Consider the following 20,190-nt stretch of genomic DNA (forward strand, 5'->3'; position numbering starts at 1 on the left):
AATATTGTGGGAATCATCACGAGTTGAGTTACAATTAACTGGGGACTGCACTTGATTCTGCGTGAATCAATGTGCATGATTTGAAAAGAATAAATTAGCGTAAGCATTACACATGAAAAAAATTTCAATTATCAGTCTTTCGATACTATTGGCAGCTTGTGCCTCGGATACATACGAGAAAGGGGTGACCAGTGAATCTTATTCCGAAGATTACAAAGTAGATTCGATCCAAGCTCCGATTACCCAGCAAGCACAAATACAAGAAGTTTCGATCAATGAAACACCTAAGATGGTCGCTCAAACTGCAACACCAATGGTAGCCGTCCAAGAAGAAAAGAAAGTGGTGAAACTTGCACCTAAACCTCAAGTTCAAAAGAAGAAGATTAAGATTCTTCCTCCTACACATAACCAACTAAAATCAAATCCACGCTATGGCTACACTATTCAAGTTATTGCGCTGGATAGAGAAAGTAAGCTTGAAAGGTTTGCAAACAGGCTCCCTAAAGGTCAGCCGATTTGGGGCAACTATAAGCAAGTAAATGGAACAAATTGGTACACAATCTTGTATGGCGACTATGCGACATCGGCAGAAGCCAAAGCCGCTATTGCTACTTTGCCAGAGGATTTTAAAAAGTTGAAACCTTTCCCTAAGAGTATTGACGCAATAAAGAATTCTGACTATCCAGTTATGGATAAATTGAATTAAGTTCCATACGTATAAAAGAGGGCGAAAGCCCTTTTTTTGTACTTGAATTTTATAAAGGGCATCAAAATAGCCAGTAAGGCTTAGATGCTGACCAGTTGCATGGCAAATTACCTAAAATTTACTGAATATTGATATCCAAACCTTTAGAATGATATCAGACAGTTTTTCATGGAAAGACCCCATAAGATGACTAAAAAAAATATCCTTTTACTATGCGGCGGGGGATCCAGTGAACATGAAGTTTCTCTGGTGTCAGCCAATTTTATTCAGCAGCAGCTAGAGTTAAATAATTGTTTTAACGTCATTCGTGTTGAAATGACAAAAGAAGAATGGCGTTTAGACTGTGGTACAAAAACAGAGTTAGATATAGCGCATTCAATGCTGAAAGGCGATGACCACGAATTCCGTATCGACTATATTGTTCCGTGTCTACACGGGTACCCAGGCGAAACGGGTGATGTTCAGTCTATGTTTGAACTCGCAAAAATTCCGTACCTTGGATGCGGTCCAGAAGCAAGTACAAATAGTTTTAATAAAATCACCTCAAAGCTTTGGTATGACGCGCTAAATATTCCCAATACACCTTACGTTTTCCTTTCAGACAATAACGAAAATTCTTATCAAAAATCACTCGATGCTTTTAAGAAATGGGGATCTTTATTCGTTAAAGCGGCAAGGCAGGGTTCATCTGTAGGTTGTTACAAGGTCACTAATGAATCCGACCTTGAAGAAGCCATTGATAAAGCGTTTTCGTTTTCTGAACAAGTACTAATAGAGAAAGCGGTTAAACCAAGAGAATTAGAACTCGCAGCTTTTGAATATCAAGGCGAACTAATCATCACTAAGCCTGGCGAAATCATGGCTCCTGAAAATGGCTTTTATACGTACGAAGAAAAATACGGTGCAGATAGCCATTCTATAACGGAAGTTGAAGCCAAAGACTTAACGGTACAGCAAGTAGAAGAGATTCGTGTACACGCTAGAAAAGTATTTGAGCATATGGGACTCAAAGACCTCTCTAGAATAGACTTCTTTTTAACAGAAGATAACGAAATATACTTGAATGAAGTTAATACTTTCCCTGGAATGACGCCCATTTCAATGTTTCCTAAAATGGTTGAGCATTGCGGTATTAGTTTTACTGATTTTTTAAGTGATGCCATCAGTAAGTCACTCCGTTAATCCCAAGGTTTAATCGTTACAAACTTCAGCTTTTCTCTATCCGCGGTGCCTAGTCTTCCTAAATACTGAGCAGGCATTGCGGGACTCAGCCACCTTCCAAAATCTTGAATTTCTTTCAGTTTATAGCCTTGTGATGCCAGTTCTTTCACTGCACCTATACGACTGGATTGGCCTGAAAAATTCTCAACTCCCGACAATCCGAGTAGTTGGCTGCCTCTTCTAAAAATACGATAGATCGAAGAATCATCTAATGTGGATTCATACAGGTTTTCATGTTTATCGATGCGGCAAAATAGAATATTTGTGTGATTCTTTTTCATCCATTTGTTTAGCGCAAGAGAAGAGTTGGTACTTAACTCATATACCTTGTCGCCTAAATGAACAATCGCGACATCATTTTTAAAAGCGATATTGTCCATATTCATACTTCGAAGCTCAGACCGTTTAAGCGCACATTCGAACATGACGCAATAAATCGCTAGATCTCGGACATCTTTGGCAAGAATTGATGAAGAGAGAAGATTGTCTAAATCATGTAGATGCTCACTTGTAAAAGCGCGTGCACTTTTAGTATCCCCATGCTTTTGAAGACGCAGTTCGTTTAGTACAAACTTTACCTGACGATGATTCGTTGGATCTGGATAGGAATGAATTCGATGTATCGTCCCAATGGTTAGGCAGCTTCTTCGTATTGAAGCAAACTTTTTCTTAGAGGATTCTTTTTCTAGGAAGCGCTTAACTGCAGTAATAGAAGCGGGTAGGGAAGTAACACCATTCTCGGAACAAAATGAAACAAAATGATTCCAATCATTAACCATAGACTTCAAGGAATTAACTGAATACTGATTATTTGTTATTTCGTCTAACGTGTTGAGGTTAATTTGTTGTGAAAACAGTTTTACACTTGTGGCTCTAATTGATGAATCTGTGATCGGAGATATGTTTTTCTTCATTTTAACGCACTATAACATACAATAATGTTACTAATTCTACTTGCGAATCCAAGGATTACAATTATTATTAATAGAAACAAAGAACTAAGAGTTCAGTAATATGGCAACGAGTATGCACCGAGGCTTTACTTTGCAGTCATCCAACGGCGAAGTATGGCAAGTTAAAATTAAAAACAGAGTACTTTCTGGGAACTTGGCTTCTGTAAAGAAAAGTATTGATTGGTGGTGTGATACAGCATCTCTAATTGATCCCAAAGAGTTTGCAACTTTGGAAGCTAAGAAAGTCGCTGCCGGGACAGAAGAAAACTACAATGGTTTCCAACTTAAAAATGATACTGGTGCACCTAACGCTTGGTATTGCTTCTTTAATGGAAGACTAATTAAGGGTGGTAAACTAGCCATTCAAAAACACATTGATGCACACTTGGCTGCTGCAGCCAAAAAAGGATAAAATAATTTTTTGTCGATAGGATTGAGAATCAAGCATGTCTCTCGTGTATTCAACGGAAGTTGGGCGAATTAAGCCTGAAGAAGTCAAAGAACAACGCCCTAAAGGTGATGGCGTGGTTAGAATCCAGCGCCAAACTAAGGGACGAAAAGGTAAAGGCGTATGTATTGTCACTGGACTGGATTTAGATGATGCACCTTTAAAGCTGCTAGCGGCAGAACTTAAAAAAGTATGTGGCTGTGGCGGCTCAGTCAAAGATGGGGCGATCGAAATTCAAGGTGACAGCCGGGATAAAATTAAAGCACATTTAGAAAAGAAAGGTCTTACAGTCAAATTAGCCGGCGGCTAAGACAGAACTCATTTTAGAAAATCAAAAGCCAAGTTTTAGCTTGGCTTTTTTTGTGTTTGCCATACACGTAATTTAAAGGCTAATTGTCATGCCTTAATCTTTGATTAAAGTAATGATTATTAGCTATTTTATGGTAAATAGGATTATGGTTAAATAGCTCGAGTTTTGGTGGGATAGGACAAAGCAAGAAGCATAGTTCTTACGTAGACTCACACATAATTTAACATAAGATAGATAATGCGCACTTAGTGATATTTAATGAGTGTTGTGAAACTAGTTCTTATCTGTACAGAGCCATCTCTTTAGAATTAGCACTAGAAACACAAAGTAAACCATGTTTAGGACTAAATGTTTAATTTACAAATATTGAAAACATACAAGTCAAATGATTGAGAATCAAGAACATATAGTTACTGGTTAATTGTCAATTAGCTGATCGAAAATCAGGCTTTGGGCTCAATGTCCCATAAATTTCCGGATCAGTATCACATCTAACAGTGGATATCCCTATACATTTTTTATTTGGAATCGCATACTTAAATAAACAAACCAATAGGTTTATTTAGAAGCAATATTAACGAGAATATTATAATTATGAAGTGTCGTTTCGTTCTGATTCTTGGAACTTTTATCTTGCAAGGATGTGCCGCTACAACAGATAGCAATGATGGTACACAATCAACATTACAATCTCATATCTCTACTTCACTAAAAGATAGCATCAAATATTACCCTCATGCTTGGACGACACAAAAGTTCAATGCCTATTTGGAACTGCCATCAAACAAAGCTTTTGCGGTCCATTGGAAAGGCAACCGAGCAATGGCGTTTGGTTTTGCTAGTAGAAAGCTTTCTATAGAAGCTGCTAAAAAAGAGGCCTTACTTCTTTGTTCAGCAAGGTCAAGCGATCCAGAAAAATGTAAGATTGCCGCTTTTGAAGAAACAGCCATAAGCATCGATACCAAAGGTTACCCTGCAGAAGTTTCTAGCACTAAAGATATAGAAACATTTAACAAGTTTAATTCTAGTAGTGGTCATTCTGCGATAGCAGGAAATCAACTTGGGCTGTTAGGCTTTGCGAATGAAGTAAACTCTCAGGCTGAAGCCGAAGAAATGGCTATGAGGCAATGCCTTAAAAGAACTCATTACACCTTGCCAAAATGTAGAATAATCGCTTCCAAGTAACGACGATAAGTAACTAACTCGCTAGTAAGGCTCCTTTTGTAAGGAGCCTTTTTTATGCTTCAAACACACCTTGTAATTATATTACCAAATGTGGATAAACTGTTATTAACATGACTTTGAATGGACTCAGCCTGAAGCAAGCACTTACACACGTAAGTTGTTAATTTGCTTAACCTATAACTAGTCAGGAATACGCTATCAAGATAACCTATTGTAATTAAAGAAATAAATTGAATATCTAGATTTTTATTCTAGCTAGCTTTAGATATTTTTAGTATATAGCTCACCGTGTAACGCTCTAACCGCGTAACAGAATCTTTAGGGAAGAGTGAGGGTTAGATGTGTAACCTGTGACCTTATTTTTGTGAGTGGTTTAATTGAAAGCGTTTGTATGAAAAGAGAAAAACTGAGAGGTATAAGATGGATGGGATGACAGGCATAAAAAAAGCTAGGTTGCCCTAGCCTTTCTTTTCTTCCCGGATTTCGTCTGCAATGATTTTTATCGCTTCTGCGGTGCTCATTCCTTTCGCCATAAGAATTTGTATTCTCTCCACGGCTTCTTGCTGCTCTTTATGAGTCAACGTAGGTAAATCTTGGAACATGGTTTGGCTCCCGTTTTTTATTGGAAGCCGAGAATAACGAAATAGTTAGTAACTGCCAAGGAAATTAACGTAAACACCCATTGAATTTGCATTGGTATAACTCGCGCCTAAGTCCATAGTGATTATGCCCAGAGGAGTTAACCCTATACCCGCAGTAATTGTGCCTTCGTCATTTTCTTTAGCAAGATTGGTATAGTAACCACCACGAAGTTGAAGTTGCCTCATGATATCAACTTCAATGCCTGCTCTTAGCATCTGCGAGTCATCGCCGCTCATGCCTTTGAATTTGTCTCGTTTTACTATGTCGTAGTCGACACTAAAGGTATAATAATCTCCAACCAATCCAGCACCAACTGTGTAATTTGGTCTCATTTCATAGGTATCACCTATTTCAACAACTCGACCACCAACATTTACGCTCTCTTGATTAGTGACAATGTCACGGGTCATGATATTCATTGCTGACGCGCCAATTCTAAAAGGTCCGTAAAACCAAACAGCCCCTAGGTCTAGGTTAAATGCGGTTTCACCAGCCGTTGAATCAGTGATTCGTCCGAATCCAAAATTAGAAAAAGAAGCGTGACTTGCAACCGAGTACACCCTTTGAATTTTTGGCGACGCCCCGATAGAAATATGTTGTCCAAACAGCGTGTAATATTTTGCGAACGTTACTCCAAGTTCTGTTACACCAATCCCCATGACTTTTATTAGTGATTGATCGAGTTTATTGATATCAGGAACGGTACTAGGTGCCATGTCGGCAGTGATATAAGATTCTGTATAAATTTTGCCAAATACGTTCATCGATACGAATTGATTAGGAATGGCGAATGCTGCTGTAAGACCTATATCTAAGGCTATTTCGTCGCCGACGAGCTCATCGTAAACAGACAAGATTTCAGTTGGATCACCAGCATCAATTGCGTCTGCTGCGTTTTTTATATCTTGCAGCATTTTACCATTATCGGTGTAAGTTAAACCTACACCAGGTATGATCATACCTGCGTTGTCGTCTCGTCGATACAACGCGGCAAGAGAAGGATTATAGAATGGTGCCGATAGAAAATCAGCAGATACAACCCCTACTCCTCCCATGGCGTCACCTCGACCATCAACAGAATAGTTTGCAGCATTGGCAGAACCTGCAGCGAGTACGAGTGCGATAGTGGTGGATAAACTGACTTTTTTCATAATCAAACCGTAACATTGTCCTTTTGATCGTTATCGGCTTAAATTATCAGATCTTTAGTATTATTAATCCACCGAAATATCGTAGGTTTTGCTAATTACTTGTTGATCTTCAATAGAAACTGCACCTTGCCATCGACGGTGTGTAATTGATACGGCTAATACATATCTATCTGGGTCCAAATCTCTTAAAGGTATAGAGCTGGGGTAGTCACTTTCATATTCTTGTGACCATACCTTCTGATACTTCCCCTCAAGAAAATCGAAAAGTGAAATATTAAGTACAGGAAGCGGACAATGCTTATTCAGAAGACCGGTCTTTTCCACTTTCCAGTTATCCTTGGATTGCCATCTAACGATTTGCTTCGCTTGCGGTTCCGACATAACCGCCCACGTAACCCAAGGCTCCTCATTTACGGGCTTTATCTTTAATAGATATAATCCGCTAGCTAACCGCGCATTCAAGCTATATCGTTTCTGAAATATGTTTTGTTTAGACGATTCGGAGCTGAGTTTGTCAAATGACGACTCGTTAGACACACTTTGTTCGCCCCAACGATCTAATTCAATAGATTCAATTTCTTTATCACCTAATACATCGATGATCACGCTAGAATTATTTCTACCTGGAGATTGGATCATCTGACGCCGTATAACCACCTCATCGATCCAACCTGGAAGCCCCTCTGCATTCAATGAACGACCACAATCTCTCTCGATAGATTTAAGAAATAATTGATCTAAATGATTGGCAACGTATTTTGATGGATTTTGTTGCCATACTTCGACTATTGCAGCAAATGCTCCCTCTAAATCATCTTCTAGAAGTTTTTGGTGCGCACTTGTCAGGGAGGTTTGCTGCTCAAACCACTGATTAGTAGAGTGAGCAGTTATCGGTAAAACGCAAATTAACCCCGTAAGTAAATAGCGGAACATTAGCTTTTCATCTTATATCCGACACCACGCAACGTTTCAATGTCGATGCCTGGCAGTTTTTGCCTAAGTTGCAATACGTGTGTATCTACAGTTCGAGTGGTAGGAAAGTGGTTGTATCCCCAAACGTGATCAAGTAGCTCATCTCTGGTAAAGACACGACCTAAGTTGGTTGCCAAAAACAACAGGAGGTCAAACTCGGTACGAGTTAGAGTAACGTTTTCTTCTTGGTAGATGACATCACGAGTGTTTTTATCGATGACTAAATGCTCGGTCGTTACGCGAGATTCATCTAACTCTTCTCCATCTGGTGCTCTCATCTGTGCGCGAATACGAGCGAATAACTCAGCTTCCGCGAAAGGCTTTGTCAGATAATCATTTGCGCCAGCATCAAGCCCATTAACTTTATCTTTTACGGAAACCAAAGCAGTTAACAAAATCACAGGAACTTGTTTAATTTTCTTCCACTCTGGCAAATGAGTTACGGAATCACCATCTGGTAACTGTCTGTCTAATATGACAAGATCAGCTTTGTCCCATAATGGACTTACTTCAGAAATTGTTTCTGCGTGATGGCATTCATAACCAGCTTGCTCTAGGCTAACAAGCAGTCCATCCGCTAAGTTTTTATCATCTTCAACCAGAAGCAGTGTCTGTTTCACAGGGTATCTCCAATATAAATGTTGTTGGCGGGCCTTGAAGAGACATTTTGCCTCCCATTCGTTCAACCATTGATTCGACAATTGTCAAACCTAGCCCGAGTCCACTTTTACTCACAAAAGGCTTTCGAAGTGTCTTCCAATCTCTCTTAGTTAAATTACCTTGGTCGGTAACCTTAAAAATCACACAATTCTTTTTTGTTTTAACACTTAAACCTACAGGTGCGACGCCATATTTGACCGCATTGTTTACTAGATTGTCTAAGCATGTACCCAACCAATAGATATTCACTTTTATAGCGCTATCTTTATCTAGCTCGATATGTATTGGTTGTTCTAATTCCTCAAATCTGTACTCTAGCCATTCCTTTACAGAAGGAAGCCATTCACTAGAAAGTTGTTGATTATCCGACTGCAAATAGTCCTTACTTGCTTCAGCCAATTGGCGTAATCGCCTAGAGTCTTCACATAATCGTCGAAATTCGTCGTACACCGTTTCAGGAAGATTCTCGAACTCTCGTCTAAAACCTTCAACGGTTAGTGACAGGCTGGCTATCGGCGTTCGTAACTCGTGGGTCAGAATTTGTAAAACTAACATCCGACTTTGCATTTCTTTACGCTTACTGTTCCAGCGTGTAACAGCCCAGCCAAGAATCAAAACAACATTGAATATCGCCAGCCCAATCATGATATGCAATAGCAAGTCAGAATGGTTTTCTACTTCCCAGCAAATATTACCGCTTTTAACAAAACAGCTGCCTTTGCCGTTGTATAGCGTCGCCTTTATTTCTTGTTGTTTCAGTAATGTTTCCCACAAATCTTGGGGGAATATTAAATATTGGTCACCTTGTCGCAGCCAAAGTTCACTATCATGCATTAACATTTCAGAACCTGAGAGCAATGCCTTCATAGTGATGTAATCCATTCGCTGCAACTTACCCAACAAGCTAGATGTACTCGATTCAGGTCTCTCTTCGATATGCATGTAGTCTTTTAACTGTTCATACATATCCGGATGCGTTACAGCGTAACGAGCTGCATATGTACCGCCACCTGGGTGAATTAGGCCAGATCGCGCAAACCATTTAATGGGAAGCTTGGTTCCTTTACAAATAGCACGTGTAAAAACAAGAGGTTCTGTAATTAGCGGACTTAAAGGAAGCTTGCCTTTACAGGTTTCAGATAAGCTGTATAGCCTTTGTATATCTTTCAAAGGGTAATTCGCCGTTTGAGGTAGCATCGACTCAGGCGTTAGAAGCTTGTTGGGGAAATCCGATTGAATGATACGCATGTCATAGGAATCAATTGCCTTAGAGGTATCAAATTGACTTTTAAATTCCTCAATTCTCTCTGGCAAGCTTTGTGCGTAAACGGCGGATGTAAAAACGCAGCCTAAAGTCAAATATACGATATTTCTTAGCAAAGCTGTTTCGTTCTCTATGGCATTTATCGGTGAGTTCGCAATATAACACTAATAAGAATGTGATTATAACTGCGGCTCTACGTTATTAACCAATTGCTGACATTCGTGATGATTATATTGGAAGTGTTTACACTACTCATACATAGTGACATTGTCACATAATTACATAATGACAAAAAACAAAAAGGGAAGCCTGAGCTTCCCTTCTATCACTTAGTTTTTCTAAAGTACTTAGATTTTCTATTGCATCTAGTTTCGATTACAAGTGAGCAGATATTTGTACACACGACTCTTTGGCATCCCCAAAGAGCATTTGAGTATTATCTTTAAAGAACAGTGGGTTTTGTACACCTGCATAGCCTGTATTCATCGAACGTTTAAATACGATAACGTTTTGGGAGTTCCAGACTTCAAGAACTGGCATTCCTGCAATTGGGCTATTTGGATCTTCCTGTGCAGCGGGGTTAACCGTATCGTTCGCACCAATAACCAAAACAGTATCGGTTTCTGGGAAGTCGTCATTGATCTCGTCCATTTCAAGAACAATATCATATGGGACTTTAGCCTCTGCCAATAGCACGTTCATGTGTCCTGGTAATCGACCCGCTACAGGGTGAATCCCAAATCGAACTTCCACTCCATGAGCACGTAATTTTTCCGTTATTTCATGAACTGGATATTGAGCTTGTGCTACTGCCATTCCATATCCTGGAGTGATAATGACCGACTTAGAGTTTTTAAGCATTTCTGCAACTTCTTCAGCCGATGTTTCACTATGCTCTCCGTGCTCTTCATCACCGCTAGAAACTGAGACTTCCTGACCAAACCCACCTGCAATAACACTAATAAATGAGCGATTCATAGCCTTACACATTATGTATGAAAGGATAGCGCCTGAAGAGCCTACAAGTGCACCGGTTACAATCAGAAGATCGTTTGCTAGCATGAAACCTGCTGCGGCTGCCGCCCAACCAGAGTATGAGTTGAGCATGGAAACAACAACAGGCATATCAGCACCACCAATCGACGCAACGAGGTGATAGCCAAATACAAAAGCAATTAGCGTCATCAGGATGAGAGCGAACATGCTCCCATCAGCTTCTACAAAATGCACCAACAGATAAGCCGATACGACTAACGCAGCCAAGTTCAGTTTGTGTTTATGAGGTAAATTAAGCGCCGACGAATTTATGACCCCGCGCAATTTACCGAATGCCACAATAGAACCAGTAAATGTAACAGCACCAATAAAGACGCCTAAAAATACTTCAACCATGTGGATGACGTGTTTTGCGTGTGCATCAACATCAGTTACCGCAATAGCTGGTGGATCAATGTAGCTATTGTAGCCAACTAAGACAGCAGCCATACCAACAAAGCTATGCAAAATGGCAACCAGCTCGGGCATCTCGGTCATTTCAACTTTTTTGGCATAATGTATACCAATGCCACCACCAATAACCATTGCGAGAATGATCCACACTACGCCAGATGTTTCTGGTCCAAAAATGGTTGCGATAAGAGCAATTGCCATACCAGCAATGCCATAATAGTTACCTGCTCGCGCAGATTCTTGTTTAGATAGTCCCGCTAGACTCATTATAAAGAGTATTGCGGCGACAATGTATGCGGCTTGTACTAATCCTGCAGACATGTGATTACTCTCCTTTAGTCTTTACGGAACATTTCAAGCATACGTTTGGTGACGGTAAAACCACCAAATATATTAATGCTTGCAATTAGAACGGCGATAAAAGACAAGAAAGTTACGACTCCACTCCCTTGCCCTATTTGCAATAAAGCACCTACAACAATGATTCCAGAGATAGCGTTGGTAACAGACATCAACGGAGTGTGTAGTGAATGCGAAACATTCCAAACGACGTAATAACCTACAACGCAAGCTAAGACAAATACCGTAAAGTGAGCAAGGAACGAAGCCGGTGCGACAGAGGCAACCCATGCAAACGCACCTACGCCAATAACCAGTGCCGCGACCTTTTTCACAGGTGATGTTGGCTCTTCTGCCTTAACGGCTTCTACAGATTGGGCTTTTGGTTTCACTTCTGGTTGAGCGGATACTTGTATTGGAGGAGCTGGCCAGGTGATTTCACCCTCTTTGACTACTGTTACTCCTCTTAAGACAACATCTTCGAAATTGATGTCGATGTTACCGTCTTTCTCTTTGCATAGCAGTTTTAGAAGGTTGACAAGGTTGGTTCCGTAAAGCTGTGAGGATTGAGTTGGGAGCCTACCGACCATATCGGTATAACCCACGATTTTTACGCCATTCGGGGTGGTGATCACTTCGTCGGCTACTGTGTACTCACAGTTACCGCCATTTGCTGCAGCAAGATCGACGATGACACTGCCCGCTTTCATGCTATCGACCATTGCTTTTGTAATTAGTTTAGGTGCCGGTCGACCAGGAATAAGAGCTGTCGTAATAATAATGTCGACGTCTTTGGCTTGAGCAGCGTACAGCTCTTCTGCCTTTTTATTAAATTCATCGGACATTTCTTTGGCATAGCCATCACCAGACCCTGAGTTTTCTTGAAAATCTACTTCTAAAAACTCAGCGCCCATAGATTGGACCTGCTCTTTTACTTCTGGGCGAACATCAAATGAGCGTACAATCGCACCTAAGCTACCTGCTGCACCAATGGCTGCAAGACCGGCAACACCCGCTCCAGCTACCAGCACTTTTGCAGGAGGTACTTTACCTGCGGCAGTAATTTGACCAGTAAAAAAGCGCCCGAATTCATGCGCGGCTTCTACCACTGCACGATATCCTGCGATATTTGCCATAGAACTTAATGCATCAAGTGCTTGTGCTCTCGAAATTCTTGGTACGGCATCCATCGCCATCACGTTGATGTTTTTGCTGGATAACTTCTCCATGAGAGCTTCATTTTGTGCAGGCCAAATAAAGCTGATAAGGCTCGCACCTTCTTTAATCAAATCAAATTCATCAACGCCAGATTCAGGATCGACCTGAGGAGCATTTACTTTTAGAATCAGGTCGCTTTTCCAAACGTTATCTCGAGAGACAACAGTTGCGCCAGCTGATTCAAAAGCTGCATCATCAAAACTTGCCAGAACCCCTGCTTGGCTCTCAACCGAGACATCAAATCCCAGTTTTAATAACTGCTCTACCGTTTTCGGCGTTGCAGCCACTCGCCTTTCACCTGCGAGTGTTTCTTTAGGCACACCAATTTGCATAGTTATTCCCTACTAAATGCACAATTAATAATCAGTTTTTATCTAACGATGAGATTAACTTCAACTAAAACGTATTGAAAACACTAAGTTTCATTAGATATAACGTTAAAGAATGAAGGAGCCTCATCTTTATCTTAAAAAATTATCGCAATTAAATTCAGTTATGTTTTCAACTTTCAAAAAGTTTTTAATTTTTCAAAACAAATGAAAGAGCCATTAAGCATACTGCTTAATGGCTCTCAAAAAGGTGACTAAAATCAATTCGATGTGCTGCAAAAAAACTATTTAGTTGAAAATATTATCGCCCATTTGGTCAATAAACATCTGCGCCTTTTTTAGCATGAACTCATTTGCATCGGATTCAGTGGCTAAAACGTCAGATCGAATAAATGTATGCGTTTTGGTTTCGCCTGATTCAAAGGTTTTAGTTATTCGCCCAGCTATTCGATACTGACCGCCTTCAGGTTTTGGTTCTTGGTAAATCAGATAACCATTATACTCAACAGGTTCTGCTTCTTGCACGACGGTTTCTTTTGAACCACCAAATAAACGAGAAAAGAGTCCCACAAATTACTCCTTATTCTTCTTTCTTTTTTAGGATAGGTACTTCGTACCACTCTAATTCATCGTCATCATGTCGTCTAGGTTTGGTAAAAATAACGGGAATGCTATCTTCAGTCCGTTTACGGCGATCATCTTTTATCATGCTTTCCGCAGCTATAAGCGCATCGTCAACCTGTTTTCTCAAGACAACAAGCCGTTCCTCAGGTAATGCGGACAAAAAATCTATATCATGTCGAATATAAATTGGACGTAATTGGTTTAGTGCAATACAAGCCAAGTCGGCAAGTTGCTCACTATCATAACTTTCTGAATAGTCAGGTTCTCCTAGACGGTTTCCGACTAATGTCTCCATATAGTTGTGCACATCGACGCTTATTTTCATTTATGTACTTCCCTATGTTTCAATCATGACGTCTATTCCGACATAAACGCGTAACCAATGACAACTCCAATGGACTTATCTCTGTTACAGCAACTTATTCATTTTGTATCATAAAAACTAGCCTAAATGCGCAGTAGTACGCTATTTTTCATAATAAGTTTAGCAAAACGCTTGGAAATTATGTGAATAAAAGTATCCTGTTCCTTTATGCTGATCCGGCTATATGTAGCTGCTGTTGACGGATTTTTTGAACCCAAATGACTTTACCTGCGATTAACGCAAACCTGGTCCGATTCCTATTTCCTTTGTTCCTGGTAACAGGCATTCTCCATGGTATCGATCAACTTACCCCTCTTATAAGTCAAAACCAAGGTGCCATTGGTTTTCTTCCTTACCTATTGTTTTCTATCGCGCTGATTTTGTGCCACAGCTTTAATCAGGGACGGATGGGTATGATAGCGGTATCCATGATGCTGGCATATTTAGTGATCCAAGAAAGGCTACAGGTTCCACTTAATTTCGGAACGACTAAACTTGAATTCTCAATCTTGGCATTTTTAATGCCAGTATCATGCATGACCGTTTACCTTTTTCCAAACAAGCGCTTTTTTTCGAAAACGGGCATAGCTTATTTGCTTTTACTCACTTTGTTTATTGGTTGGGCATACCTTACCGTTGAGCATTTTTCACAAAATGGGATGGATCATTTATGGGAAGGCATCCTATTTTCGATACCACAAATATCCAAGCTTCCATTTTTAGCCGTTTTGTACAGTGTAATTTTTGTCGGTGTGTCTGCCATTATGGTGCTAACACGTCGGGAAGCTCTTGATTATGCGGTATATAACTGCCTGTTGCTGTCTACCGTTACCTTTGGATTCTTCCAACTGTCGTATATATCAGCTGTGTTTTTCTCTCTTGCTGGCATCTTGCTAATATATAACATTATGTCCACTAGCCATTCGCTGGCTTTTATTGATCAACTTACTGAAATACCCAGTCGCAGAGCGTTAGAGAATGAGATGGGACATTTAGGTCGAAATTATTCGATTGCTATGCTGGATGTTGACCACTTTAAAAAATTCAATGATACCCATGGGCATGATACTGGAGATGACGTGCTGCGCTTGGTCGCGAAGACACTGAAAAAAGTTGAAGGAAAGGCTAAAGTCTACCGTTATGGTGGTGAAGAGTTCACGGTATTATTTAAAGGAAAAACCGCCGATGAATCTTTTCCTTTTCTTGACGAGTTAAGAGAAAACGTTGCGAGCTATGACATGGTTGTACGAAATCGCTCTGATCGACCGAAAGACGATAAACTAGGCACGAAAAAACGTGGATCAAATAATTCAGAGAAAACGGTGAATGTGACGATCAGTATCGGTGTCGCGGATAGCTCAAAAATCAAACACCCTAAAAAGGTACTTAAAGCAGCCGACGAGGCATTATATCAAGCGAAGAAAAGTGGGCGAAATTGCGTCGTTACTAGTTGAGTCTTTTGATATCTCTCTTTTTAAGCACATATCCTTTCATTGTTGTTCCAAAAATGGTCTAAGATCACACCTTTATATTGTTCATTCATTATTCGCTAGCCTACTCTTTTAGTTTACGGTAACTTCGATTTTGCAGGAAACAATCTGCATCAATTTGTATATATAAAGAGTTTAATTATGAGTCAAAAAGTCAATGGCACGGTAAAGTGGTTTAACCAAGATAAAGGTTTCGGATTTATCACTCCTGAAACAGGGGGTAAAGACGTATTTGTTCATTTTTCTGCAATTCAAGGGACGGGTCGCCGTAACTTAGAAGATGGGCAGAAAGTATCGTTTGTTGTTACAGACGGACAAAAAGGACCACAAGCCGAAGACGTCAACGCCATCTGATTCTTAGCTTGCTGCTAGATAGAAGAGCCACCTAAATCAGGTGGCTTTTTCATACCCATAATTTGCGCGAGTATTTGTGGTAAAAACCTTGTGGTAAGATTTTAATGTAACCACATTTACCTAGGTTTAAATATGCATACTTGGAAAGGCGCTAAACTCGCTCAACCCTTTACAAAATTACCTCAGCACTTTTTTACTGAGGTTGATCCAACTCCGCTAGAAAATGTGCGTTGGGTTGATTGGAATGCACCGTTAGCATTGCATTTAGGATTTCCAGAAAAACCAGATGAAGAAATGCTGTCCATACTTTCAGGATCAACATTACTTGAGACATACCCTTCTGTTGCAATGAAGTATGTAGGGCATCAGTTTGGCTCGTATAACCCCGATCTAGGTGACGGTCGTGGTTTGCTGCTGTGTCAGGTTCGCACTGAAGATTCTCAGTATGATATCCATATAAAAGGAGCTGGTTTAACGCCCTATTCTCGTCAAGGTGACGGAAGAGCAGTTTTACGTTCCAGTATCCGCGAATATCTAATGTCCGAGGCTATGCATAGCCTAAAGATACCGACTAGCCGAGCGCTAGGTTTAATCGTGAGCGATACACCCGTTTATCGGGAGGAGTTGGAACAAGGTGCTATTTGTATCCGTATTGCAAAAACACATATCAGATTTGGTCACTTTGAATACTTATATTATACCAACCAACATGACGATCTTAAATTGTTCGCCGATTATGTTATCGACCAACATTTTCCATTGGCTAAAGTGTCTAACTCCCCTTACCTTTCATTTTTTAAAGACGTAGTCTCTCGCACAGCCTCTATGATCGCTCACTGGCAGTCCATTGGTTTTGCTCATGGTGTGATGAACACAGATAACATGTCAATCTTAGGGGAAACGTTTGACTACGGTCCATTCGGAATGATGGAAAAATTTGACCCATCCTTTATTTGCAACCACTCAGATTACCAAGGTCGGTATGCATTTGATAATCAACCATCCATCGGTTTGTGGAACTTGACTGCATTAGCTCAGTCGCTATCACCATTAGTTGAAAAGGAAGACCTAGAAAATGCTCTTGAAGACTATTATTCACAGCTGACTAAAGAATATAGCCTGCATATGAGAGCAAAATTGGGTCTTGTTGAATCTGAGGCTGCCGATACCGAGTTGTTCAATGAGCTGTTTGCTTTAATGAAATCGCAAGAAGCGGATTATACAAATACGTTTCGCGCCCTTTCTAATGTAGACAAAGTAGGGCCTGCAGACTTTTTAGTACAGTTTACAGACAGTTCATCTGCAAAAACTTGGTTTGATAACTATGAACAAAGGCTAGAAAGAGAATCCAGTGAGGCTGGATTGCGTTGTTTAACAATGCGTGCAGTCAACCCAAAATTCATTCTAAGAAATTATATGGCTCAACATGCAATCGATATGGCGAATCAAGGAGACTACTCAGAAGTGAAGCGTTTGAAACAACTGCTTGAAGCACCTTTTTCAGAGGAATCAGGTCTGGAAAAAGATACACATCCCGCTCCTGAATGGGCTCAAGGCTTGGCGCTTAGTTGCTCCTCTTAAATTATGACAATCAGCAAGACAAATTAGCTAAGAGCTCTAGCTTGTCGCGTATCTATCGCGGCCTTCTGCTTTTGCTTTGTAAAGCAAAACATCAGCTGCGCTGTAAACATCTTCAATTGTCTCTCTACCTGTGGGGATAAAAGAATACACACCTTGTGACAATGTCACGCAATGATTGGTAGAAGACTTAGAATGGGGGATTTCTAATGCATTAATTGATTTTTGAACTCTAATAGCCTGTTTTAATGCATCTTCTTCATTGGCATTACTTACAATAACAACAAACTCCTCTCCACCATATCGACCGACCAATTCTCCGGAGCGAGCAAAACATTGGTCTAAAGTGGAGGCTATTTTTTGCAGGCAGGCATCACCTTCTATATGACCGTAATGATCGTTATAAGCTTTAAAGTGATCAACATCTAGAAGTATGACGGTTAACGGCAACTGGTGCCTACCGTGCCAAGATACCATGTCTCTCAATTCTTTATCGACATACCGCCTGTTGTAAACTTGTGTAAGACCATCTTCATTCGCTTGCTGTTGAAGATGCATGTTAACTTGTTCTAGTTGAGACGAAACCAATTTTAATTCTCTACGCATTTGAGCAATACGCTGCATGGCATTCATCTTTGCGCCAAGAACGACTTTATTTACTGGTTTGACCAAATAGTCGTCGCCACCAGTTTCAATGGCTTTTGCAATCGTTTCAGGCTCTTCGTGGCTACTCAAGAATATAATGGGAACCCAATCATCATCACGAGCTCGAATCTCTTTCGCTACCTCGAACCCATCCATATCTGGCATATTGATATCAAGTAAAACCAATTCAGGATCAAATGACGAATAAACATCAAGTGCACGTTCCCCACTCTCAACAACCTCTACAACATGACCAAGCTGCTTAAGGCGAATAGCAAGCTGCATGCGCTCAAATTGTAGGTCATCGACAAGTAACACCCTCATTGACGTATTCGGAGATTTCATAGACTCAAGCTGTTATTATTCTGGCGGTATGAGCTAAATATAGCATGTTGGACGTCGTGCACCCTATATATTGTCAGTAATTTATTGACTTTTATCGCGATATTCCTAGCATGTGCTTTTTGAACATTGGAAGAAAAAATATGTCAAACGAGAACACCACACCACAACAGAAAGTCGACCTCACGACCGTATCAGCTGAGTTACGCCAAGTTATTGAGTTTGACAATGTTCCAGAAGAAATGCATTTGATGGTAACTTCGATTCACGAAGTTTCTGAAGAAGCAGTAAGAGAAGCATGGGACGCGTTGCCAGCAAGTGCACAGAACGTGTTAGACAATTTTGAACAATTTCATGCGTTAGTTTCTGTGAGCCAAGCATTTGCAGGATTAAACGTAATGGAAGAATTCCCTAACATGAATCTTCCTGAAGATATGTCAGAACAAGATAAAGAAGAGTATCGAGCTTCACTATTAGATCAAGTTTTACACAATTGTGTGAAGGACATGGTGAAACAACTGAAAAAGGCGAGAAGAGATGCCATCCTGAAACGTGATTTCAATCAGGTATTTCTAAAGTAACCAAGGAAACTTTCATTAAAAGGTCGCTTTTTGCGATCTTTTGTCTATTTTGAGCTGTATAAAGAACGTGTCTTGATTGTGAGATTGGAAATACAATTCTCATTTGGAGTTTTGCTTTCCTGAAAATGGATTCTCATAATGATGCTGATTATAACAATCTACCCAAATAATCGCATTGTATATTATAAAAAGGAATTATCTATGAAAAAGCAGTTAGTTGTACTTACGCTACTTTCTTCACTTCCATTTACTGCCAGCTCTCAAGTTTATCTTGGTGGTAAAGTGGGTGCTTCATCTTTGTCAAACTCTTGTGCTGTAGCAACCGGATGTGATGATGACGGTACCGCATTGGGTGTGTATCTTGGATATCAGCTACTGGATAATGTCGCACTAGAACTGGGATATGATGATTACGGTCAATTTAAATCAAACTACATTGATAGCGGTTCTCTAACCAATTTAGAAGGTTCAATGACAGCAATTACATTCGCACCAAAATTCAATATTCCATTAAGTGAAGATGCTGATTTTTTCAGTAAAATTGGAGCAGGTTACTCCACTTACGACGAAGCTAAAGATGACTTAAACCTTTTGGTTGGGCTTGGCGTCGAAGGTAAAATCACAGAAGCACTTCGGGCTAGAATCGAGTATCAATTAATGACAGAAATTAATGCGGGTCCAGCCGACGACAGCACAGCAAGCATGTTCACGTTAGGCCTTAATTATCATTTCGGTGCCAAAGCAAAACCAGCTCCTGTAGCAAAAGCAGAACCACGTCCTGTTGCAGAGCCAGCTCCTGCACCAGCGCCTGTCGTTGAAGAGAAGAAACCAGAGCCACCTAAAAAGCAAACTATTACTTTCCAATCTCAACAAGATGTCAGCTTGTTTGAAACAGGAAGCAGTAAGTTAAGTGCTGCTGGGACTCGTCGTTTTGAGTCAGTAGCAACTCTTCTTACCACTTACCCTCAATCAAAAGTAGACGTTGTTGGTCACACCGACAGTCGTGGTAGCGCCAAATTCAACCAGAAACTATCTGAAGAACGCGCTCAAGCAGTCGCAGATTACTTGGTTGCTAAAGGTGTAGATTCGAACCGTATTACTGTTAAAGGTGATGGCGAGTCTAACCCAATCGCTTCTAATGACACTGCAGCAGGACGTGAGCAAAACCGTCGTGTTGAAGTAACGATTGAAGAGTTTACCGTAGAAGAGTAAATATAACTTCTAAATAGGAAATGGCTTCCAGTCTTGGAAGCCATTTTTTTTGCTACCACCATTCTCGTTGGCACTTATCAACCGCGAGAACATGGATAATTTGGTCAAAAATTTAACATGCAATAAACGCACTATTCAACTCCAATACTGGGA

Annotated in this window: 21 protein-coding genes; 10 read left to right on the top strand and 11 right to left on the bottom strand. The window is 40.3% G+C overall.

All coding sequences use genetic code 11. The features are described 5' to 3' along the window. Positions 1 to 112 precede the first annotated feature (112 nt). Positions 113 to 706 carry an SPOR domain-containing protein gene (locus VPNCDNU1_RS20940; RefSeq protein WP_104402135.1) on the top strand — a complete coding sequence of 198 codons (594 nt, stop codon included), beginning with the start codon at positions 113 to 115 and terminating at the stop codon, positions 704 to 706. A gap of 186 nt (positions 707 to 892) precedes the next feature. Then, entirely contained in the window at positions 893 to 1,888 is a 996-nt protein-coding gene (locus VPNCDNU1_RS20945) for a D-alanine--D-alanine ligase (RefSeq protein ID WP_104402136.1), read from the top strand. On the opposite strand, the gene VPNCDNU1_RS20950 is transcribed toward VPNCDNU1_RS20945, so the two are convergent. After that, positions 1,885 to 2,841, bottom strand: a complete 957-nt coding sequence (locus VPNCDNU1_RS20950) for a tyrosine-type recombinase/integrase (protein WP_104402137.1) — start codon at positions 2,839 to 2,841, stop codon at positions 1,885 to 1,887. The two genes, VPNCDNU1_RS20945 and VPNCDNU1_RS20950, sit on opposite strands and share 4 nt — an antisense overlap. Positions 2,842 to 2,941: 100 nt before the next feature. On the opposite strand from VPNCDNU1_RS20950, the gene VPNCDNU1_RS20955 reads away from it, so the two are divergent. The 3 genes from VPNCDNU1_RS20955 to VPNCDNU1_RS20965 all read left to right on the top strand — a co-directional run bounded on the left by VPNCDNU1_RS20955 (position 2,942) and on the right by VPNCDNU1_RS20965 (position 4,823). After that, entirely contained in the window at positions 2,942 to 3,292 is a 351-nt protein-coding gene (locus VPNCDNU1_RS20955; protein ID WP_104402138.1) for a DUF3319 domain-containing protein, read from the top strand. A gap of 34 nt (positions 3,293 to 3,326) precedes the next feature. Beyond that, on the top strand, positions 3,327 to 3,638 hold the full coding sequence (gene yciH / locus VPNCDNU1_RS20960) for a stress response translation initiation inhibitor YciH (RefSeq protein ID WP_104402139.1): 312 nt from the start codon (positions 3,327 to 3,329) through the stop codon (positions 3,636 to 3,638). A gap of 594 nt (positions 3,639 to 4,232) precedes the next feature. Further along, the gene (locus tag VPNCDNU1_RS20965; protein WP_104402140.1) at positions 4,233 to 4,823 is read left to right on the top strand and encodes a hypothetical protein; all 591 of its coding nucleotides are present in this window, start codon (positions 4,233 to 4,235) and stop codon (positions 4,821 to 4,823) included. Positions 4,824 to 5,281: 458 nt separating this feature from the next. Here VPNCDNU1_RS20965 and VPNCDNU1_RS20970 read toward each other — a convergent pair whose 3' ends face one another. The 9 genes from VPNCDNU1_RS20970 to VPNCDNU1_RS21010 all read right to left on the bottom strand — a co-directional run bounded on the left by VPNCDNU1_RS20970 (position 5,282) and on the right by VPNCDNU1_RS21010 (position 13,796). Further along, positions 5,282 to 5,425 carry a YoaH family protein gene (locus tag VPNCDNU1_RS20970; protein ID WP_104402141.1) on the bottom strand — a complete coding sequence of 48 codons (144 nt, stop codon included), beginning with the start codon at positions 5,423 to 5,425 and terminating at the stop codon, positions 5,282 to 5,284. Between the two features lie 45 nt (positions 5,426 to 5,470). Next, the gene (locus VPNCDNU1_RS20975) at positions 5,471 to 6,616 is read right to left on the bottom strand and encodes a conjugal transfer protein TraF (RefSeq protein ID WP_104402142.1); all 1,146 of its coding nucleotides are present in this window, start codon (positions 6,614 to 6,616) and stop codon (positions 5,471 to 5,473) included. 63 nt (positions 6,617 to 6,679) lie between these two features. After that, entirely contained in the window at positions 6,680 to 7,549 is an 870-nt protein-coding gene (locus VPNCDNU1_RS20980; protein WP_104402143.1) for a DUF2861 family protein, read from the bottom strand. Further along, the gene (gene vxrB / locus VPNCDNU1_RS20985) at positions 7,549 to 8,208 is read right to left on the bottom strand and encodes a response regulator transcription factor VxrB (protein ID WP_104402144.1); all 660 of its coding nucleotides are present in this window, start codon (positions 8,206 to 8,208) and stop codon (positions 7,549 to 7,551) included. The genes VPNCDNU1_RS20980 and vxrB overlap by 1 nt, the downstream gene beginning before the upstream one ends. Then, positions 8,183 to 9,628: a sensor histidine kinase VxrA gene (gene vxrA / locus VPNCDNU1_RS20990; RefSeq protein ID WP_305848806.1), complete on the bottom strand. Its 1,446-nt coding sequence runs from the start codon at positions 9,626 to 9,628 to the stop codon at positions 8,183 to 8,185. The genes vxrB and vxrA overlap by 26 nt, the downstream gene beginning before the upstream one ends. A gap of 259 nt (positions 9,629 to 9,887) precedes the next feature. Continuing rightward, positions 9,888 to 11,282: a Re/Si-specific NAD(P)(+) transhydrogenase subunit beta gene (gene pntB / locus VPNCDNU1_RS20995; RefSeq protein WP_104402145.1), complete on the bottom strand. Its 1,395-nt coding sequence runs from the start codon at positions 11,280 to 11,282 to the stop codon at positions 9,888 to 9,890. A gap of 14 nt (positions 11,283 to 11,296) precedes the next feature. Next, a complete protein-coding gene (locus VPNCDNU1_RS21000; protein WP_104402146.1) occupies positions 11,297 to 12,850 on the bottom strand; it encodes a Re/Si-specific NAD(P)(+) transhydrogenase subunit alpha in 1,554 nt (517 codons plus the stop codon). 285 nt (positions 12,851 to 13,135) lie between these two features. After that, positions 13,136 to 13,417 (bottom strand): HlyU family transcriptional regulator, encoded by a 282-nt coding sequence (locus tag VPNCDNU1_RS21005; protein ID WP_104402147.1) that lies wholly within the window; start codon positions 13,415 to 13,417, stop codon positions 13,136 to 13,138. A gap of 10 nt (positions 13,418 to 13,427) precedes the next feature. Beyond that, positions 13,428 to 13,796 (bottom strand): late competence development ComFB family protein, encoded by a 369-nt coding sequence (locus VPNCDNU1_RS21010; protein ID WP_101115058.1) that lies wholly within the window; start codon positions 13,794 to 13,796, stop codon positions 13,428 to 13,430. Between the two features lie 257 nt (positions 13,797 to 14,053). Between VPNCDNU1_RS21010 and VPNCDNU1_RS21015 the strand changes: the two genes are divergently transcribed. The 3 genes from VPNCDNU1_RS21015 to VPNCDNU1_RS21025 all read left to right on the top strand — a co-directional run bounded on the left by VPNCDNU1_RS21015 (position 14,054) and on the right by VPNCDNU1_RS21025 (position 17,260). Next, positions 14,054 to 15,289 (top strand): GGDEF domain-containing protein, encoded by a 1,236-nt coding sequence (locus tag VPNCDNU1_RS21015; protein WP_104402148.1) that lies wholly within the window; start codon positions 14,054 to 14,056, stop codon positions 15,287 to 15,289. Between the two features lie 177 nt (positions 15,290 to 15,466). Beyond that, the gene (locus VPNCDNU1_RS21020) at positions 15,467 to 15,679 is read left to right on the top strand and encodes a cold-shock protein (protein ID WP_101115056.1); all 213 of its coding nucleotides are present in this window, start codon (positions 15,467 to 15,469) and stop codon (positions 15,677 to 15,679) included. A gap of 132 nt (positions 15,680 to 15,811) precedes the next feature. Further along, a complete protein-coding gene (locus VPNCDNU1_RS21025; RefSeq protein WP_104402149.1) occupies positions 15,812 to 17,260 on the top strand; it encodes a protein adenylyltransferase SelO in 1,449 nt (482 codons plus the stop codon). A 36-nt stretch (positions 17,261 to 17,296) separates the two neighbouring features. Here the strand turns inward: VPNCDNU1_RS21025 and VPNCDNU1_RS21030 are convergent, their stop codons facing one another. Beyond that, positions 17,297 to 18,247: a GGDEF domain-containing response regulator gene (locus VPNCDNU1_RS21030; protein WP_104402150.1), complete on the bottom strand. Its 951-nt coding sequence runs from the start codon at positions 18,245 to 18,247 to the stop codon at positions 17,297 to 17,299. Positions 18,248 to 18,387: 140 nt separating this feature from the next. Between VPNCDNU1_RS21030 and VPNCDNU1_RS21035 the strand changes: the two genes are divergently transcribed. Next, on the top strand, positions 18,388 to 18,825 hold the full coding sequence (locus VPNCDNU1_RS21035; protein WP_104402151.1) for a DUF3069 domain-containing protein: 438 nt from the start codon (positions 18,388 to 18,390) through the stop codon (positions 18,823 to 18,825). 201 nt (positions 18,826 to 19,026) lie between these two features. Further along, entirely contained in the window at positions 19,027 to 20,037 is a 1,011-nt protein-coding gene (locus tag VPNCDNU1_RS21040) for an OmpA family protein (RefSeq protein ID WP_167404851.1), read from the top strand. Positions 20,038 to 20,190: the final 153 nt, after the last annotated feature.

The organism is Vibrio penaeicida (assembly GCF_002933855.1).
Lineage (GTDB): Bacteria > Pseudomonadota > Gammaproteobacteria > Enterobacterales > Vibrionaceae > Vibrio > Vibrio penaeicida_A.

Bases quoted from the DNA above. Each gene is read 5' to 3' on its own strand.
- VPNCDNU1_RS21020 (WP_101115056.1), top strand. From the start codon at position 15,467: ATGAGTCAAAAAGTCAATGGCACGGTAAAGTGGTTTAACCAAGATAAA.
- VPNCDNU1_RS20975 (WP_104402142.1), bottom strand. From the start codon at position 6,616: ATGAAAAAAGTCAGTTTATCCACCACTATCGCACTCGTACTCGCTGCA.
- VPNCDNU1_RS20980 (WP_104402143.1), bottom strand. From the start codon at position 7,549: ATGTTCCGCTATTTACTTACGGGGTTAATTTGCGTTTTACCGATAACT.
- VPNCDNU1_RS21015 (WP_104402148.1), top strand. From the start codon at position 14,054: ATGACTTTACCTGCGATTAACGCAAACCTGGTCCGATTCCTATTTCCT.
- VPNCDNU1_RS21035 (WP_104402151.1), top strand. From the start codon at position 18,388: ATGTCAAACGAGAACACCACACCACAACAGAAAGTCGACCTCACGACC.
- VPNCDNU1_RS21000 (WP_104402146.1), bottom strand. From the start codon at position 12,850: ATGCAAATTGGTGTGCCTAAAGAAACACTCGCAGGTGAAAGGCGAGTG.
- pntB (WP_104402145.1), bottom strand. From the start codon at position 11,282: ATGTCTGCAGGATTAGTACAAGCCGCATACATTGTCGCCGCAATACTC.
- VPNCDNU1_RS20970 (WP_104402141.1), bottom strand. From the start codon at position 5,425: ATGTTCCAAGATTTACCTACGTTGACTCATAAAGAGCAGCAAGAAGCC.
- VPNCDNU1_RS20945 (WP_104402136.1), top strand. From the start codon at position 893: ATGACTAAAAAAAATATCCTTTTACTATGCGGCGGGGGATCCAGTGAA.
- yciH (WP_104402139.1), top strand. From the start codon at position 3,327: ATGTCTCTCGTGTATTCAACGGAAGTTGGGCGAATTAAGCCTGAAGAA.
- VPNCDNU1_RS21010 (WP_101115058.1), bottom strand. From the start codon at position 13,796: ATGAAAATAAGCGTCGATGTGCACAACTATATGGAGACATTAGTCGGA.
- VPNCDNU1_RS20965 (WP_104402140.1), top strand. From the start codon at position 4,233: ATGAAGTGTCGTTTCGTTCTGATTCTTGGAACTTTTATCTTGCAAGGA.
- VPNCDNU1_RS20950 (WP_104402137.1), bottom strand. From the start codon at position 2,841: ATGAAGAAAAACATATCTCCGATCACAGATTCATCAATTAGAGCCACA.
- VPNCDNU1_RS21040 (WP_167404851.1), top strand. From the start codon at position 19,027: ATGAAAAAGCAGTTAGTTGTACTTACGCTACTTTCTTCACTTCCATTT.
- VPNCDNU1_RS20940 (WP_104402135.1), top strand. From the start codon at position 113: ATGAAAAAAATTTCAATTATCAGTCTTTCGATACTATTGGCAGCTTGT.
- VPNCDNU1_RS20955 (WP_104402138.1), top strand. From the start codon at position 2,942: ATGGCAACGAGTATGCACCGAGGCTTTACTTTGCAGTCATCCAACGGC.
- VPNCDNU1_RS21030 (WP_104402150.1), bottom strand. From the start codon at position 18,247: ATGAAATCTCCGAATACGTCAATGAGGGTGTTACTTGTCGATGACCTA.
- VPNCDNU1_RS21025 (WP_104402149.1), top strand. From the start codon at position 15,812: ATGCATACTTGGAAAGGCGCTAAACTCGCTCAACCCTTTACAAAATTA.